Origin of the sequence: Streptomyces sp. NPDC048270 (assembly GCF_040652335.1) — a bacterium.
GTDB lineage: Bacteria > Actinomycetota > Actinomycetes > Streptomycetales > Streptomycetaceae > Streptomyces.
Genome location: NZ_JBEZLV010000010.1, coordinates 1 through 15,007 on the forward strand (window position 1 = coordinate 1; position 15,007 = coordinate 15,007).

Genomic DNA, 15,007 nt, shown 5'->3' on the forward strand with positions numbered 1-15,007 from the left:
ACCAGCTCCAGCGGCAGACCCTCGAACACGGTCGGGACGGTGTGGCCGCCCATGCCGTTGCCCGCGTCCACGACCACCTTCAGCGGACGGATCGCGGCCAGGTCCACCAGACCGCGCAGGTGGGCGGCGTAACCGGTCAGGGTGTCCTGCTCGGTGACCGTGCCCGGCACCGTGCCCGCCGCGATCGCGGGGGCGCCCTCGTCCGACCACCTCTCGACCAGCTCACGGATCTGCGACAGGCCGGTGTCCTGGCCGACCGGAGCCGCACCCGCCCGGCACAGCTTGATGCCGTTGTACTGGGCCGGATTGTGCGAGGCCGTGAACATCGCACCCGGCAGGTCCAGCGAGCCGGAGGCGTAGTACAGCTGGTCCGTCGAGCACAGACCGATCAGCGTCACGTCCACACCACGGGCAGCCGCACCACGGGCGAAAGCCGCGGACAGACCCGGCGACGACGGCCGCATGTCATGACCGACCACGATCGCCGAAGCCTGCGCCACCTCCACGAACGCGGCACCGAACAGCTCCGCCAACGACTCGTCCCACTCGTCCGGCACGACACCACGCACGTCATACGCCTTGACGATGTTCGAAAGATCTGCGGCCACTGCCTGCCCTCCTGAAGGTCCTGTCCGGTCCGGCCAACCTACCTTGAACCGGTACCCGCTCTTCAGGCGAGCGGAGCGTCAGGAATCGGGCGATCGCAGAACGCGCAGGTGTCCGCGACGGGTCTCGCCGGTGGCGGGCCCCCGCGAGCCCCCGCCGCCGGCCTCGGCCGCGCGCTCGGGCGGGCGGGCCGCTTCGCGGACGGCGTTGGCGAGGGCTTCGAGGTCGTCGCCGCTGGGGCGCGACGGGCCGGAGCCGTCGGACAGGCGGACGACGTCCCAGCCGCGCGGGGCGGTCAGGCGCTCGGAGTGCTCGGCGCACAGGTCGTAGCAGTGGGGCTCGGCGTAGGTGGCGAGCGGGCCGAGAACTGCGGTCGAATCGGCGTAGACGTACGTCAGCGTCGCGACGGCAGGGCGGCCGCACGCGGTGCGCGAACAACGACGTACAAGGCTCACGACGTTGGACGGTACCGCACTCTTGACCGGGCCGCGACGACTCTCCCGCCGCTCACTCCCCCGTGTCGTGCCGAGAGCTACCCTGCGGGGGTGACCGACAGCCCGCTGCCTCCCCGTCCTGCCCAGCCCCCGGTCGGGGCCCCCGCCGAGCCGCGCCCGCGTCGGCGGGACCGGCACGGACGCGGGATGCGCGGGCCGGTGGCGCCGCCGCAGGTGCCGCTGTCGGCGAGCAGGTCGGAGCTGTTCGGGGACCTCGTACGGGATTCCGTGGAGCGGCTGGAGCGACGCTGGCCGCAGCTGGCCGAGGTGGAGTTCCTGGTCGGTGACGTGCCGGGGCCGCCGGGCGGAGCGGACGCGGGCTGGAACGACGAGGCGGTGCCGCTGGGCGGGGTCTCGGAGCCCCGCGAGGGCCGGCCGGCCCGGATCGTGGTCTTCCGGCGGCCGGTGGAGATCCGTACCAAGACGCGCGACGAGAAGGCGCTGCTGGTCCACGAGATCGTGGTGGAGCAGGTGGCCGAGCTGCTGGGGCTGTCGCCGGAGACCGTGGACCCGCGGTACGGGCAGGACTGACCGGAGCCGGACCACGGGCGCCTGCGCCCGGGCCGGGTACGGGCACGGGCGCCGCCGCGGGGCTCCGCTGCGGCGCCGCACCCCGGGAGGCGCTACCTCGTCAGGACCGAGAGGTCCTCGGCGGCCCTGGGTACCGCGACCGTGGAGCGGTCGTCGGACAGGGTCTGGACGGTGAACATCGAAGTGCCCTCGTGCGGGAGGTTCAGGGTGCGGGCCGCGTGGACCGGGCCGCCCGAGAGGGTCTCGACGGTGAGGGCGTAGGAGCCCTTGCCGCCCGCCGGGGCCACGGCCACCACCTGAGTGGTGCCCGCCTTGACCGTCACCTCCTGGGAGGCCGCCTCCCCGCCGCCGGTGCCCGGCGAGGCCGTCACCTTGACCTTCGCGTCCGTGTCTCCCGGCACCGTCAGCGACAGGACGGTCGCGTTCTCCTCCGGCCGGTTGTCGGCCACGGTCGCCCGCGTGCCCACCGGCCCGCTCGCCTGCACGAAGCCCAGTTCCTGCTTGGCCCCGCTGCCGCGCACCACCCGGACCGCCGCGACGACGGGGGCGGCCTTCTTGGGGTCGGCCGGGGCGAGCAGCAGGGAGCCGGGTTCGCCGCGGGTCACGTCCTTGAGGTCGACGCTCGCGGTCATACCCGCCTTGACGTGCAGTTGTTCGTTGCCCGCCGGGCTGATGGCCCCGTTCGGGCCGGCCAGCCGGACCTTCAGGTCCGCGTCCTCGTCGCCGGGCACGAAGGCCACCAGCCGTACGGAGACCGCGTCGGCCGGGATGCCCGGCAGGACCAGGGAGCCCGCCGGGTCCGCGGCGGCCGGCAGCCAGTCGGCGCCGACGCCCTCCTCGGCGACCTGGACGGAGGCGCCGACGCGGCCCGCGCGGGTCGTCACGTGGGCGGTGGCGTCCGCGAGCTGGCTGCCCGGGACCAGGGAGGAGAGCAGGACCGACTTGCTGGACTTGGGGTCGATCCGGATGTTCTCGCTGGTGCCCGCGTCGGGCTTGGCGGGCCCGTCCGGGCCGAAGAGCTTGATGTCCACGACGGCCGCGGCGTCGTCGGGGTTGGTGAGGTGGAGGTAGTCCTCGCGGCCCTTGGCGGTGCTGACGGCGGGGAACCAGAAGTCGGTGCCCGGGGCGGTGCAGGAGGCGCCGAGGACGCCCCGGGCCCGGCCGACCGAGATCTTGGTGGTCAGCTGCGCGGTCCAGCCGGGGGCGAGGACCCCGTCGGCGCTGCCGCCCAGGGCGGGGGCGTCGGCGCCGGAGGCGGTGGCCCCGAAGGGCTTGCCCACTTCCTTGGGCTCCAGCACCGGCTTGGCGTCCTTGGTGGCGCCGAGCAGCCGGGCGGATCCCTTGCCCTCGGCGGATGCGGGTGCGCCGGGGGTGAACGCGGTGTAGGTGGTGTCCGCGATGTCCGAGGAGCTGGGGGCCGGGCAGACCAGCAGGGACCGTTCCACCGGCATCCGGGCGGCGGCCGGGGCCTTGCCGTCGGCCGCCGTGCCGTCGGCGCCGGGGGCGGTGAGGGCGGCGACGCCTGTGAGGGCGGCCAGCGCCGCGGCCACGGCGGCCAGCGTGAGGGGTGCGCGCTGCTTCACTGCTGGGGGCTCCCGTCCGGACGCGGGTCGTACTGGGCGTGGCCGTTGGGGCCGTTGTGCGGGTCGTACGGCTCGTAGGGCTCGTAGGGCTCGTACGGGTAGGGGTACTGCTCCTGTGCCTGCTGCTGCGGGTACGGGTACTGCTCGTACTCCCCGGGCTGCGCGTAGGGCTGCTGCTGCGGGGGCTGCTGCGGCTGGGGGTCGTAGGCGTAGCCGCTCTGGTCCGGGTAGGCCTGGTAGGCGTACTCCCCCGGACTCTGCCCGGGGGCGCCCCCCTCCTCGCCGTACACCGGCTGCGCCGGGATCTGCGCGTACGGATCGGCGGCCACCGCGGCCTCCACCGGGGCGGGGGCGGGAGCCTGCTCGGCCTCCGCGCGCAGCCGGCGGGCGCGGCGTCCCTCGCCGGGCTCGCCCGGGCCGGGCTGGGCCGGGATGGCGGCCTCTTCCGCGGGGAGGTCGTCGTCGAGCCGCTCGCGGCGGCCGGGCAGGGCCATCACGAGCAGCACCAGGGCGAGGAGCCCCTGGGCCCAGTGCCAGCCGGTCCGCAGGAGGGAGTCCTCGTGGACGAGGCCGAGGCGGCCGCCGGCGGCGGGCAGTTCGAAGCCCTGGGCCCAGCCGTCGAGGGTCTTGGGCTTGAGGGGCTTGCCGTCGAGGGTGGCCTGCCAGCCGGAGTCGGCGCGGTCGGCGATGCGCAGCACGCGGCCCGCCTCACCGTCCGGGATCTTGCCGTGGGCCTCGACGGGGCCGGCGGCGACGGGGATCGGGGCCTCGCCCTGCTTGCCGGAGACGATGACGGCGCGCGGCAGCCAGGGTTCGACGCCCCACAGGGCGGTGCCGTCCTGCTGGTGGCGGCGGCTGAGGCCGGGGGTGGCGTCGAGGACGCGGCGGATCTCTTCGGGGCCGCCGGGGCGGAACATGACGAAGCGGATGGCGTAGGCGCTGAGCTGGCTGGACTGGTCCGCTCCGGAGCCGGCGACCAGGTTGGAGACCACCTTGTCGAGGCGGGGGTCGCTGCCGGTGCGGGCGGCGGTCTCGGCGTCGCCGAGGCGGCCGCCGGAGCCGCGGACGAGGCTGTAGGAGACGGTGGCGGGCGGGTCCAGGTCGAGGATCAGGGTGCGGGTCTGGTTGTCGTCCCCTCCGGCGTCGGCGACGAAGGCGGGCACCTGCACCGGGTCGCGGCGCTGGAGCGGGCCGTCGGCGCCGGCGACGAGCCAGGCGGCCGCGGCGATCAGCGGTCCGGCGGCGGCGGCGAGGGCGATCAGCGCGGCCAGCGGCTGGCGCCAGCCGAAGCTGCGGGCGGCGACGCGCTCCTTGGCGCCGTCGGCGCCGAGCGCGGCGGCCGCCAGCAGGGCGAGGCCGTAGACGAGGGTGGCCGGTCCGGCCCATCCGCCGCGGTTGAGCAGGACGGCCAGGAGCAGCGCGGTGAGGGCGGTGGCCCAGGCGGTGCGCACGGCGAACTGCCGGTCGGTGCGCAGCAGGGCGGCGAGCGCGGCCAGGACGACGCCGATCAGCAGCAGCCCGCCGGCGGTGCCGGGGCCGCCGGGGCTGATGCCGAGCAGGTCCAGCGCGGAGGCGGAGCCGGTCCCGTAGGGCAGTCCGGCCTCGCGCAGGAGGCGGCCGGGGTGCGTGAGCAGGCCCAGCGACCAGGGGGCGAGCACGAGGAGCGGGACGGCGAGGGTGGCGAGGTAGCGCGGTCCGTACGTCTTCCACTGCGTGCGGTGCACGGCGAGCGCGGCGGCCCCGAGGACGGCGGCGAGCGGCCAGACGACGGGGGTGAAGGCGGTGGTGGCGGTCAGCAGCAGGGTGTACGTCCACACGGCGCGCCAGCTGCTGCGGTCGCTGTCGGCGAGTCCGCAGGCGGCGACGGCGGAGCGGGCGATCAGGGGCAGCAGGACGGCGAGGACGGCGGTGCCGAGGCGGCCCCCGGCGAGGGCTCCGGTGACGGCGGGCAGGAACGCGTAGGCGATGGCGGCCCAGGCGCGCAGCAGCCGGGATTCGACGAGCGGCCGGGAGGCGAAGTAGGCGGTGAGTCCGGCGAGCGGGACGGAGCCGACGAGCAGCAGGGTCAGGGCGGCGTGGGTGGAGCCGAAGAGGAGCGTGGCGAAGGCGCCGAGGACGGCCAGGTAGGGCGGTGCGTCGGCGGCGGAGCCGGTGGAGACGGCCTGCCAGCCGTCGGTGTAGGCGCGCCACAGGTCGGGGCCGCTGCCGGGGGCGGGGAGCAGGGCCCCGCCCATCAGGGAGCCGCCGCCGATCAGGGAGCGGCAGGCGATGAGGGAGACGAGCAGGAGCAGGCCGAAGAGGACGGGGGCGGGGTTGCGGGCGATCCGCTTGAGGCGCGCGAAGCGCTCCTCGGCCACCGGGTAGTCGCCGTCCTCGCCGGGTGCGGTGAGGATGCTGCCGCCGCCGTGCCGGCCGGCGGGCGCGGGGTCGGTGGACCGGACGTCGCCGAAGTACCCGGCGAGCTGTTCGGCGTTGGCCCGCAGGGAGGCGCCGGGCGGCGGGAAGAGCGGGCGCAGCTCGGCCGTGGGGACGGCGGGGCGGCGGCGGGCCTTGCGGGCGGCGAGGATCCGGCCGGGGCGCAGCAGCGCGGCCAGCAGGCCGGTGATCTCGTCGACGGCTTGGCCGGGGGCCTTGCCGACGAGGTAGGCCAGGGTGCGCAGCACGGTGCCGAGCAGGACGCGCAGCAGGACGTAGGGCAGGGCGCGGCCGGAGCTGTTGGCGAGCATCGTGTAGACGGCGCCGGCCTTGTCGACGCGGTGCGGGCTGGAGCTCGTACGCCCGGCGCAGTCGACGGTGCGGCGCTCGCGGGCGGAGGCCTCGGCGTGGCGCAGGACGGCGTCGGGGGCGACGAGGACGGTGTGGCCCGCGTTCTGGGCGCGCCAGCAGAGGTCGACGTCGTCGCGCATGAGGGGCAGCCGCTTGTCGAAGCCGCCGAGGGCGTCGTAGACGTCGCGGCGGATGAGCATGCCGGCGGTGGAGACGGACAGGACGGGGCGGATCTGGTCGTGCTGGCCCTGGTCCTGTTCGCGGCGGTCGAGTCCGGTCCAGCGGCGGCCGCTGCGGGCGATGGTGACGCCGGCTTCGAGGAGCTGCTTCCGGTCGTACCAGCCGCGCAGTTTGGGGCCGATGACGGCGGCGTCGGGGTTCTCGTCGGCGACGCGGAGCAGTTCGGCGAGGGCGTCGGGTTCGGGCGCGCTGTCGTCGTGGAGCAGCCAGAGCCACTGGACGGGTTCGCCGTACGGGAGCTCGGGGAGGTCGTAGGCGTCGTCGCGCCAGGTGCGGCTGACGGGGTCCCAGCCGCTGGGGCGCTTGAGGTACGGGAGGTCCTCGGGGGTCAGGGTGCCGGCGGTGCGGGCGGCCTCGTCGACGGCGGTGCCGAATCCGGTGCGGCGAGCCAGGTGCAGGACGCGGTGGTCGCCGAAGGCCTCGGTGAGGAGCCGCGCGGACTCGTCGGCGCTGCCGGTGTCGGCTGCCATGTGGTTCTGCGCGGGGCGTTCCTGGCCGAGGAGGCCGGCGAGGGTCCGGGGCAGCCAGCGGGCGCCGTCGTGGGCGACGAGGACCGCGGTGACGACGTGCCGGGGGAACTCGGGTGTGGCGGGGGCCTGGTGGGAGGCCGCCGACTGGCTGTGCAGGGACATCGCGCTACTGGCCCTCCGGCCTGGGGGTCCCCCGGGACCGGGTCGCGGGGGAGGTCCGGGGGCGGTGTTCCCCCGGAGGCTGCTGGACAGCGCCCCACCCTAACGGCTGGCAAAGCAGCGGTCCGCCTCCTGCGGGGAAGGTGCAGGAGGCGGACCGTTTGCCGTGCTGTTCGTGATGTTCTCCGTCGTGCTGCGTGTGGTGCTGTTTGCCGTGATTTGCCCTGTTGGCCGCGCAGTTCGACCGGTGGTGCGCCGTGCGGTGGATACCCGGCGGGAGGATCCGGGGCGTATCAGACCGCGGCCTTTTTCAGCCTGCGGCGCTCACGCTCGGACAGTCCGCCCCAGATGCCGAATCGCTCGTCGTTGGCGAGGGCGTACTCAAGGCATTCGGAGCGGACTTCGCAGGCGAGGCAGACCTTCTTGGCCTCGCGGGTGGAGCCGCCCTTCTCCGGAAAGAAGGATTCGGGGTCGGTCTGGGCGCACAGAGCGCGCTCCTGCCATCCGAGCTCCTCGTCCGCCTCCTCGACCAGCAGTTCCTGAAACAGCTCGGTCATGTGCGCCCCTCGCTCTGTCTGTGCGTCCCCGTGGTGATGCCGTTACTGATCGCTACGTAACGACACGAGTGAAATTACAAGTGCGTGGCTCCGGCGCAGTCAAGCCGAGATCTGCTATTGGGCCCCTTATTCACTCTGCGGAACCAAGCCTATGCAGAAAGTGTTCATATCGCCAAAAATCGTGACACATGCAACAGGTGCCCCGCACTGCGCGCCTCTACCCGCAATTCACGCGTCACCCCGCGGTGGGGTTGCGATTCGGCCAAAGAAGCGGCGGAGATCACAGTCCGGTCACGAGATGCGGCTTCAGGTTTGGGCTCGGCATCGCGGCACATCCCCTGGCCTGGACTGCACAAACCTTTCTCCGGGCACAGTAACCGGATGAGGTGAAACTTTTCCCCCAAACCGGACATTGGGTTGACAGTCCGACCTCTGACCCGTTCTCCTTGTTCGCATGTCAGCGCCCGCAGCCGCCACCCGGACCCCCATTCGTGGGTTCCTGCGCGCTGCCCAGGTTCGCTGTTGCTGTTGCAGCTGTTGATGCCTTCGGAGCTTCGGCTCCCCTGAGCTCCGGCCGCCCCACAGCAACCGCCCGCACCACTGACATCCGTCGAGGACTTCCCACGATGAACAGCACCCCGACCACCGTAGAGAGCGACCTCCAGATCGCCGGCGACATCCTCGCCGTCCAGCACCTCCTGCAGCCCGCCCGCGAGCACCCGGCGACCGTCTCCGAGTTCGTCGGCCTGGCCCGCTCCATCGCCGAGGACCGCGCCTCCTGGGAGCACCTCGTCCAGTACGACGCCACCACCCGCTGGTACCACCGCCTGCGCACCGGCCCCGGCTACGAGGTCTGGCTGCTCAGCTGGGTGCCCGGCCAGGGCAGCGGCCCGCACGACCACGGCCCCTCCTCCGGCGTCCTGACCGTCCTCGAGGGCGAGCTCACCGAGCGCGGCCCGCGTGGGCGGCTCACCCTGGGCGCCGGGGCCCAGCGGGTCTTCGCCTCCGGCTACGCGCACGAGGTCGTCAACGACACCCTCGACGGCGCGGTCAGCCTGCACGTCTACTTCCCCGGCCTGACCCAGATGCCGATGCACGGCTGCTCCCCGGCCGCGTCGGAGTCCGTCCCCGCCTGACCCGGCCGCCCGGCGCCGGACGGTCCCGCACGCGGTCCCACCGCCCCCCTCGACGGCAGCCCGCGGCTGACAGACTGTCCGCATGCGCATTGTTGTTCTGGCCGGCGGTATAGGCGGCGCCCGGTTCCTCCGCGGACTCAAGTCGGCAGTGCCCGACGCGGACATCACGGTCATCGGCAACACCGGTGACGACATTCACCTGTTCGGGCTCAAGGTGTGCCCCGATCTGGACACGGTGATGTACACCCTCGGCGGTGGCATCAACGAGGACCAGGGCTGGGGCCGCACCGACGAGTCCTTCACCGTCAAGGAGGAGCTCGCCGCGTACGGGGTCGGACCGTCCTGGTTCGGCCTCGGCGACCGCGACTTCGCCACCCACATCGTCCGTACCCAGATGCTCGCGGCGGGCTACCCGCTCAGCGCCGTCACCGAGGCCCTCTGCGACCGCTGGCAGCCCGGGGTGCGGCTGCTGCCCATGTCCGACGACCGCGTCGAGACCCACGTCGCGATCACCGAGGCCGGCACCGGAGAGCGCCGGGTCATCCACTTCCAGGAGTACTGGGTCCGGCTGCGCGCCGCGGTGGACGCGGAGGCGATCGTCCCCGTCGGGGCCGATCAGGCCAAGCCCGCCCCCGGCGTGCTGGAGGCCATCGCCGCCGCCGACGTGATCGTCTTCCCGCCGTCCAACCCGGTCGTCTCGGTCGGCACGATCCTCGCCGTGCCCGGCATCCGGGACGCCGTGGCCGCCGCCCGGGCGCCGGTCGTCGGCCTCTCCCCCATCGTCGGGGGCGCGCCCGTGCGCGGGATGGCCGACAAGGTGCTGGCCGCGGTGGGCGTCGAGTCCACGGCCGCCGCCGTCGCCCTGCACTACGGCACCGAGCTCTTGGACGGCTGGCTGGTGGACACCGCCGACGCGGACGCCGTCGCCGAGGTCGAGGCCGCCGGGATCGCCTGCCGCGCGGTGCCGCTGATGATGACCGACCCGGAGGCCACCGCCGAGATGGCCAGGGCCGCGCTGGAACTGGCCGAGGCCTCCCGGTGACCGGCCCGCACGCCCCCGGCGAGCACGTGCCCTCGTACGAGGTACGGGCCGTCGGCGGGATCCCCGAGGTCAGGCAGGGGGACGACCTGGCGAAACTGATCACGGTGGCCGCGCCCGACCTGCGGGACGGGGACGTCCTGCTGGTCACCTCGAAGATCGTCTCCAAGGCCGAGGGCCGCGTGGTCGAGGCGGACTCGCGCGAGGCCGCGATCGACGCGGAGACGGTACGGGTCGTCGCGCGCCGGGGCGCGCTGCGGATCGTCGAGAACCGGCAGGGCCTGGTGATGGCGGCCGCCGGCGTGGACGCCTCCAACACCGCGCCCGGCACGGTCCTGCTGCTGCCCGAGGACCCCGACGCCTCGGCCGCCGCGATCCGCGACGGGGTGCGCGACATCCTCTCCGTGGACGTGGGCGTGGTCGTGACGGACACCTTCGGGCGGCCCTGGCGCACCGGGCTCACCGACGTGGCGATCGGCTCGGCCGGGGTGCGGGTCCTGGACGACCTGCGCGGGGGGACGGACGTGTACGGCAATCCGCTGAGCGCGACGGTGGTGGCCACCGCGGACGAGCTGGCGGCGGCGGGCGACCTGGTCAAGGGCAAGGCGGCCGGGCTGCCGGTGGCCGTGGTGCGCGGCCTGGGGCACGTGCTCGGCGGGGACTCGTCGGCGCGCGACCTGGTGCGCACCGCGGCCGACGACATGTTCCGGCTGGGCACCTCGGAGGCGGTACGGGAGGCCGTGACGCAGCGCCGCACCGTACGGGCCTTCTCGGCCGAGCCGGTGGACCCGGGCGCGGTGCGGCGGGCGGTGGCGGCGGCCGTGACGGCACCGGCCCCGCACCACACGACGCCGTGGCGGTTCGTGCTGCTGGAGTCGGCGGCGTCCCGGCTGGAGCTGCTGGACGCGATGCGGGACGCGTGGGTCGCGGACCTGCGGGCCGACGGGAAGCCGGAGGAGTCCGTCGCGAAGCGGGTCCGGCGGGGCGACGTGCTGCGGGCCGCCCCGTACCTGGTGGTGCCGTGCCTGGTCACGGACGGCGCGCACGACTACGGGGACGCGCGGCGGGACACCGCGGAGCGCGAGATGTTCGTGGTCGCGATGGGCGCGGGCGTGCAGAACTTCCTGGTCGCGCTGGCCGGGGAGCGGCTGGGCTCGGCGTGGGTGTCCTCGACGATGTTCTGCCGGGACGTGGTGCGCGAGGTGCTGGGGCTGCCCGGCGACTGGGATCCGATGGGGGCGGTGGCGGTCGGGCACCCGGCCGAGTCCCCCCTCGAGCGGCCCGCGCGGGCCGCGGAGGACTTCATCCGGGTCCGGTAGCCGGGCGGCCGGGCGGGTCGGACGCCCCGGGGGCGCCTGGGGCGCCTGGGGGTCAGAGCCGGCCGATGTCGCTGCGCGGCATGCGCGGTACGCGGCGCGGCGGGGTGCGGCCCGCGAGGAGGATGAGCCGGGCGGCGCGGTGGCGCTGGCCGGCGTACGGGGCCAGGAGCTCCAGCATGGCGGCGTCGTCGGCGTCGCGGTTCCCGGCGAGGGCGAAGCCGATGATGCCGGGCAGGTGGAGATCGCCGGTGGTCACGGCGTCGGGATCGCCGTTGCTGCGCTGGAGGGTCTCGGCGGAGGTCCAGGGGCCGATGCCGGGGACGGCCTCCAGTCGGGCGGCGGCCGCGGCGGGCTCCATGGCGGCGGCCTCTTCGAGGCGGTGGGCGACGCGGGCGGCCCGGACGATGGTGTCGGATCGTTTGGAGTCGACCCCGGCCTTGTGCCAGTCCCAGGACGGGATCAGGGCCCAGGTGCGGGCGGTGGGCATCACGTACAGACCCACGCCGTACGGGCCGGGGACGTGCGGGCCGGGGGCGGGCTCGCCGTACTGGCGTACGAGGCGGCGCCAGGAGCGGTACGCCTCGTCGCTGGTGACCTTCTGCTCCAGGATGACCGGGATCAGGGACTCCAGGACCAGCCCGGTGCGGGTGAGGCGCAGGCCGGGGCGGCGGCGGTGGCTGGCGTGCACGAGGCGGTGGCGGGGGACGAAGGCGGCGGGGTCGTCGCCGGAGCCGAGGAGGGCGGGCAGCTGCTCGAGGAGCCAGTCGGCGCCGGGGCCCCAGGCCTCGGCGTCGATCTCGGCGCCGGACCGGGCGACCCGGAGGGTCGCGGGGCCCTGGGGGGTCTGGCTGGCGCGCCAGACCGATCCGTCGGGGGTGGTGCGGAAGGTGGGGTCGGCGGGGCCGCGTCTGAGGGGGCCGAGGGTGATGCCGAGGTCTATGGGGCCGGTGGGGGTCCAGCGGCGGGCCGTGGCGGCGGGGGGGCCTGTCGGGTGGGCCGGGCCTGCCGGGTTGGCTCCGCCGGCGGGCACGGGGGTGCGGCCGCCGCGGACGGTGGTGCGGTTGAGGGGGTCGAAGCGGCCGGCCATGCCTTGAGCGTAGCCCTGCCGGGGCTTCCCGGGGGGCGCGGCTGGGCGCCTGGGCTCCGCCGGCGGGGCTGGGATCGGCCTGACGCCGCCCTTGGCTGCGGCTCAAGAATTCGGGGCTCCGCCCCGCGCCTCAAACGCCGGCGAGGCTGGGACTGCGCGCGCGGGCCAAAGATCGGGGCTCCGCCCCGCGCCCCGGCGCCTCAAGTGCGGGCGGGGCCGGGATTGCGGGTGCGGGCCAAAGATCGGGGCTCCGCCCCGCGCCCCGCGCCTCAAACGCCGGCGAGGCTGGGACTGCGGGCGCGGGCCAAGGATCGGGGCTCCGCCCCGGGCCCGGCGCCTCAAGTGCGGGCGGGGCTGGGATTGCGGGTGCGCGTCAAAGATCGGGGCTCCGCCCCGGGCCCCGCGCCTCAAACGCCGGCGGGGCTGGATTTGCCGCCCGTGGGGGTGGGATTGCGCCCGGTGGGGCTGGGACGGGGCCCGGTGGGGGTGGGATTGCGCCCGGTGGGGGTGGGGTGGGGCCCGGTGGGGGTGGGATTGCGCCCGGTGGGGGTGAGATGCAACCCGGTGGGGTTGGGCGGGGGGCTGGGCCCCCGCCCAACCCCACCGCCCGCGGCCCGGGGGGGCTGGGCACCGCCCGCCGGCCGCGGCCGGGGCCGCGCCTGTACTCGTGCCCGCGCCGGAGGCTACGGGCGGCCTTGGAGTTTGGCTGACGAGGTGCGGGTGGTCGGGAGTTTGCCGTAGAGCTTGGCGCCCGGGCAGGCCGTGGCGAAGCCGTCGCGGTGGCCCGAGATGATGTTCATCGAGACGTTCTGGCCCTTGGGGTAGCGGTTGCCGCCGCCCGAAGTCAGGGTCGTCTTCGCGCGCGGGTCGCGGTTGAAGAGGCCGAGCTTCCATGCGGTGAGGCGGGCGACCGCGTCGACCGCCGCGGCCGGCGGACTGGTGGAGGTGAACGTGCCCAGCACCGCGACGCCCATGCTGTTGGTGTTGAAGCCCATGGTGTGCGCGCCGAGCACCGCCTTGGAGACCCCGCCCGCGCGGCCCTCGTAGACCGTGCCGCACTTGTCGACGGCGAAGTTGTAGCCGAAGTCCCGCCAGCCGCTGCTGACCACGTGGTAGCGGTACAGGCTGCGCAGGACCGCCGGGGCGTCCTTGCAGGCGTAGTTGTTGCCGGAGGCGCTGTGGTGGACGAACGCCGCCTTGACCGTGCTCGTGTAGACGAAGCCCGACTCGCGCAGGGACTCGTCCGCGCCCCACCCCTTGCGGGTGACGATGCGCGGGCGCGGCCCGATGTACGGGGCGGCGGCCGCGGTCAGCTCGCCGTCGCTCGCGAAGACCGCGTCGGCGGTGGAGTCGGCCTTGTCGAGTTCGGTGATCTCGTTCGCGCCCAGCTCGGCGTGCGGGAGGTTCGCGGCGGAGGACTCCGCCATCTCCATCGTCATGCCGGGCGCCACCACCTCGCCCTTGTCGTCGCCTTCGGGGCCGCTGTTCTTTCCGTCAGACCCGGTGGCGGGGGCTTCCGCGCCCGGGTCGACCAGCTCGATCCGCATGCCCGCGGGCAGCCGGGAGGGGGCGCGGGTGGAGGAGGCGCCGGGCTCCGCCTGGACGCGGACCTCCACACCGTCGGACTCGCCGACCCACAGCGGGGCGGTGGCGCCGCGGACGCGGCCGGAGCCGCGTTCCACCGCGTCGGGGTCGGCCGCGTGCTCGCTGTTGTGGGTCTCGACGTCCTGCCAGTCGGACCAGGTCGCGGTCTTCGCGGAACGGGTGCGGACCTGGACCTTGCCGTGCAGCTGGGTGGTGGCGTCGTCCCAGACCACGCCGACCAGCGAGAACGTCTTGACCTCGCGGGCGGCCAGGCCCTGCGTCTCGGGGAGGACGCCCGGCGAGGCGCTCATTCCGGGGACGCCGGGCGCCCGGGTCGCCGGGGGTCCCAGGGGGACGAGCGGGAGCGATTGAGTGGAACCGGCGGGGGCTGCGGGGGCGGACTCCGCCAGGGCCGCGGTGGGGAAGGCGACGGGCAGGGCGAGTACGGCGGCGGTCGCGACGCCGATCGAGGAAGCAAGGAATCCACGCATGAAAAGGATGGTGAGCACCCGCACGGGCGGGCGCCATCCGAGAACTGACGGCCCGTCCGGCCCGCCCCCGGGTGCCCCTCCCCCGTACGGCGCAGCCGCGGGCCCCCGTACGGGGGACGGGCCCGCGTACCCTGTGCCGGGTGAACGCCACTGACCGCACCCCTGCCGACCTGCTGCGATCCGCGCTCGCCGCCGATCCGGGCCGCCCGCTCGTCACCTTCTACGACGACGCCACGGGCGAGCGCGTGGAATTGTCCGTCGCCACCTTCGCCAATTGGGTGGCCAAGACCGCCAATCTGCTCCAGGGCGACCTGGGCGCCGAGCCCGGGGACCGGCTCGCGCTGATGCTCCCCGCGCACTGGCAGAGCGCCGTCTGGCTGCTGGCCTGCGCCTCGGTCGGGGTCGTCGCCGAGGTCGGCGGGGATCCGGCCGCCGCGGACCTCGTCGTCAGCGGGCCGGACTCGCTGGACGAGGCCCGGGGCTGCTCCGGCGAGCGGGTGGCGCTGGCGCTGCGGCCGCTGGGCGGGCGGTTCCCGCAGCCGCCGGCCGGGTTCGCGGACTACGCGGTCGAGGTGCCGGGGCAGGGGGACCGCTTCGCGCCGTTCGTGCCGGTGGATCCGCAGGGGCCCGGGCTGGCCGTGGGCGGCGAGGAGCTCTCGTACGCGGAGCTCACGGCGCGCGCCGTCGAGGACGCGGCGAAGCTCGGCCTCGGCGCGGGCTCGCGGGTGCTGACCGGGCTCGGCTACGACACCTGGGACGGGCTCTCGGCGGGGCTGTACGCCGCGCTGGCGTCGGGCGGCTCCGTGGTGCTGTGCCGGAACCTGGACCGGCTGTCGCCGCAGGCGCTGGCGCAGCGCGTCGAGAGCGAGCGGGTCACCCACACCGTCTGAGCGCGGTCCGGAGCTCCGTCACTCAGACTGGCCAATGACGGGAATGGGCGATTTG

General features: G+C 74.9%; 11 protein-coding genes and 1 pseudogene. 5 read left to right on the top strand and 7 right to left on the bottom strand.

What is annotated here, in order from left to right; all coding sequences use genetic code 11:
* Together manB and AB0D66_RS11655 are read right to left on the bottom strand one after the other, a co-directional pair.
* Positions 1 to 608 (bottom strand): annotated as a pseudogene (manB, locus tag AB0D66_RS11650) (phosphomannomutase/phosphoglucomutase); the annotation flags it as partial.
* Positions 609 to 686: 78 nt separating this feature from the next.
* The gene (locus tag AB0D66_RS11655; protein WP_362300371.1) at positions 687 to 1,061 is read right to left on the bottom strand and encodes a DUF3499 domain-containing protein; all 375 of its coding nucleotides are present in this window, start codon (positions 1,059 to 1,061) and stop codon (positions 687 to 689) included.
* 186 nt (positions 1,062 to 1,247) lie between these two features.
* On the opposite strand from AB0D66_RS11655, the gene AB0D66_RS11660 reads away from it, so the two are divergent.
* The gene (locus tag AB0D66_RS11660; protein ID WP_362300786.1) at positions 1,248 to 1,631 is read left to right on the top strand and encodes a metallopeptidase family protein; all 384 of its coding nucleotides are present in this window, start codon (positions 1,248 to 1,250) and stop codon (positions 1,629 to 1,631) included.
* Between the two features lie 92 nt (positions 1,632 to 1,723).
* Here the strand turns inward: AB0D66_RS11660 and AB0D66_RS11665 are convergent, their stop codons facing one another.
* From AB0D66_RS11665 to AB0D66_RS11675, 3 genes are all read right to left on the bottom strand, one after another.
* Positions 1,724 to 3,214 carry a DUF5719 family protein gene (locus AB0D66_RS11665; protein WP_362300373.1) on the bottom strand — a complete coding sequence of 497 codons (1,491 nt, stop codon included), beginning with the start codon at positions 3,212 to 3,214 and terminating at the stop codon, positions 1,724 to 1,726.
* The gene (locus AB0D66_RS11670) at positions 3,211 to 6,852 is read right to left on the bottom strand and encodes a glycosyltransferase family 2 protein (protein WP_362300376.1); all 3,642 of its coding nucleotides are present in this window, start codon (positions 6,850 to 6,852) and stop codon (positions 3,211 to 3,213) included. The genes AB0D66_RS11665 and AB0D66_RS11670 overlap by 4 nt, the downstream gene beginning before the upstream one ends.
* Before the next feature lie 290 nt (positions 6,853 to 7,142).
* A complete protein-coding gene (locus AB0D66_RS11675) occupies positions 7,143 to 7,406 on the bottom strand; it encodes a WhiB family transcriptional regulator (RefSeq protein ID WP_003983763.1) in 264 nt (87 codons plus the stop codon).
* Between the two features lie 626 nt (positions 7,407 to 8,032).
* On the opposite strand from AB0D66_RS11675, the gene AB0D66_RS11680 reads away from it, so the two are divergent.
* The 3 genes from AB0D66_RS11680 (at position 8,033) to AB0D66_RS11690 (ending at position 10,900) form a co-directional block, all read left to right on the top strand.
* On the top strand, positions 8,033 to 8,542 hold the full coding sequence (locus tag AB0D66_RS11680) for a cysteine dioxygenase family protein (RefSeq protein ID WP_362300379.1): 510 nt from the start codon (positions 8,033 to 8,035) through the stop codon (positions 8,540 to 8,542).
* 82 nt (positions 8,543 to 8,624) lie between these two features.
* Positions 8,625 to 9,584: a 2-phospho-L-lactate transferase gene (gene cofD / locus AB0D66_RS11685; RefSeq protein WP_362300382.1), complete on the top strand. Its 960-nt coding sequence runs from the start codon at positions 8,625 to 8,627 to the stop codon at positions 9,582 to 9,584.
* The gene (locus AB0D66_RS11690) at positions 9,581 to 10,900 is read left to right on the top strand and encodes a coenzyme F420-0:L-glutamate ligase (RefSeq protein ID WP_362300385.1); all 1,320 of its coding nucleotides are present in this window, start codon (positions 9,581 to 9,583) and stop codon (positions 10,898 to 10,900) included. Before cofD ends, AB0D66_RS11690 begins: the two co-directional genes overlap by 4 nt.
* A 52-nt stretch (positions 10,901 to 10,952) precedes the next feature.
* On the opposite strand, the gene AB0D66_RS11695 is transcribed toward AB0D66_RS11690, so the two are convergent.
* Together AB0D66_RS11695 and AB0D66_RS11700 are read right to left on the bottom strand one after the other, a co-directional pair.
* On the bottom strand, positions 10,953 to 11,987 hold the full coding sequence (locus AB0D66_RS11695) for a DNA-3-methyladenine glycosylase 2 family protein (RefSeq protein ID WP_362300387.1): 1,035 nt from the start codon (positions 11,985 to 11,987) through the stop codon (positions 10,953 to 10,955).
* 683 nt (positions 11,988 to 12,670) lie between these two features.
* Entirely contained in the window at positions 12,671 to 14,062 is a 1,392-nt protein-coding gene (locus AB0D66_RS11700) for a peptidoglycan recognition protein (RefSeq protein ID WP_362300389.1), read from the bottom strand.
* Between the two features lie 140 nt (positions 14,063 to 14,202).
* Between AB0D66_RS11700 and AB0D66_RS11705 the strand changes: the two genes are divergently transcribed.
* Entirely contained in the window at positions 14,203 to 14,952 is a 750-nt protein-coding gene (locus tag AB0D66_RS11705; protein WP_362300392.1) for a TIGR03089 family protein, read from the top strand.
* The last annotated feature ends 55 nt before the right edge of the window (positions 14,953 to 15,007 follow it).

What these genes read in the sequence shown, in the direction of transcription:
- AB0D66_RS11660 (WP_362300786.1), top strand. Translation starts at nt 1,248, where the DNA reads ATGCGCGGGCCGGTGGCGCCGCCGCAGGTGCCGCTGTCGGCGAGCAGG.
- AB0D66_RS11670 (WP_362300376.1), bottom strand. Translation starts at nt 6,852, where the DNA reads ATGTCCCTGCACAGCCAGTCGGCGGCCTCCCACCAGGCCCCCGCCACA.
- AB0D66_RS11675 (WP_003983763.1), bottom strand. Translation starts at nt 7,406, where the DNA reads ATGACCGAGCTGTTTCAGGAACTGCTGGTCGAGGAGGCGGACGAGGAG.
- AB0D66_RS11680 (WP_362300379.1), top strand. Translation starts at nt 8,033, where the DNA reads ATGAACAGCACCCCGACCACCGTAGAGAGCGACCTCCAGATCGCCGGC.
- cofD (WP_362300382.1), top strand. Translation starts at nt 8,625, where the DNA reads ATGCGCATTGTTGTTCTGGCCGGCGGTATAGGCGGCGCCCGGTTCCTC.
- AB0D66_RS11695 (WP_362300387.1), bottom strand. Translation starts at nt 11,987, where the DNA reads ATGGCCGGCCGCTTCGACCCCCTCAACCGCACCACCGTCCGCGGCGGC.
- AB0D66_RS11700 (WP_362300389.1), bottom strand. Translation starts at nt 14,062, where the DNA reads ATGCGTGGATTCCTTGCTTCCTCGATCGGCGTCGCGACCGCCGCCGTA.